This window comes from Streptomyces glaucescens (assembly GCF_002154375.1).
GTDB classification, from domain to species: domain Bacteria; phylum Actinomycetota; class Actinomycetes; order Streptomycetales; family Streptomycetaceae; genus Streptomyces; species Streptomyces glaucescens.
Map to the genome: position 1 here is coordinate 1 of NZ_MUND01000584.1, position 533 is coordinate 533.

Below are 533 nucleotides of genomic sequence, written 5' to 3' on the forward strand. Positions count from 1 at the left end.
AGGGAGTCCAACGTCGGTGTGTGAAGGCAGAGCTGGACTCCCTCGCGACCGCCCTTCACGTCACGACCGACAATCTACTGAAGGATTCACCGCAGCTCCCCCCCCTGGCGGCCGGCCGTGGGCATCGCGCCGCAGCTCAGCGATGCCGAGCTGGTCACCTTGGCGATGATGCAGGCAATGCTCGGCTTCACCTCCGCGGCCCGGTGGCTGCGACACGCCCGTGCTCACCTGCGGCACCTGTTCCCCTACCTGCCCCAGCAGCCCGGCTACAACAAGCGGTTGCGCAAGGCCGAATCGAGCATCTAGGGGGAGGTCCCCGCGTGCGGGACCTGGGCCAGAGCCGCGTCGAGGAGGCGGCGCAGCTGGGCCGGGGTCGGTGCGACGGCGGTGGCGAGCAGCGCGGCGCTGTCGGCGAGGGGCGCAAGAACGCAGTGTCCCCGTAGGGGGTCGCCGAGGAGGACGGGTTCCGGGGGCGCGCGCAGGCCGAGGGCGATCAGGAGGAGTTGTCCGGTGGTGCGGTGGCCGCCCAGCAC

2 pseudogenes are annotated in these 533 nt (G+C 71.3%); one reads left to right on the plus strand and one right to left on the minus strand.

What is annotated here, in order from left to right:
• Positions 1–20 precede the first annotated feature (20 nt).
• A pseudogene (locus CCN42_RS32340) lies at positions 21–303 on the plus strand (IS982 family transposase); the annotation flags it as partial.
• On the opposite strand, the pseudogene CCN42_RS43895 reads toward CCN42_RS32340, so the two are convergent.
• A pseudogene (locus CCN42_RS43895) lies at positions 303–533 on the minus strand (urease accessory protein UreD); the annotation flags it as partial. The pseudogenes CCN42_RS32340 and CCN42_RS43895 sit on opposite strands and share 1 nt — an antisense overlap.